The organism is Bacillus sp. SIMBA_008, assembly GCF_046535495.1.
Lineage (GTDB): Bacteria > Bacillota > Bacilli > Bacillales > Bacillaceae > Bacillus > Bacillus subtilis.
Window position 1 is genome coordinate 1 of sequence record NZ_JAWRWL010000329.1, and the last position, 278, is coordinate 278.

Consider the following 278-nt stretch of genomic DNA (forward strand, 5'->3'; position numbering starts at 1 on the left):
GGGCAGGGCCGCGTGGGCGAGGTTCAGGCAGCCCGTGAGATTGGTTCCGACGATCGCCTGGAAACTCTCGGGTGTCAGATCGGCCCAGGCGCGGTTCGGCGCGTTGAGTCCTGCGGAGGCGACGACATCGGTGACGGGGCCGAGTTCGCGCACGATCGTGTCGTGCGCGGCGAGCACGGCATCCGAGTCGGTGACGTCGAGCGGCACCGCGATCGCGGATCCGCCCGCCGCGACGACGACGGCTGCGATCGCGAGCGAGACGATCGCGCCGCCCCAGA

At 71.2% G+C, this 278-nt stretch carries 1 protein-coding gene; it reads right to left on the minus strand.

Annotation, left to right across the window (positions count from 1 at the left end):
• Positions 1-278 (minus strand): SDR family NAD(P)-dependent oxidoreductase (locus SB658_RS23430; protein ID WP_410602683.1); only part of this gene is annotated, 278 nt, incomplete at both ends.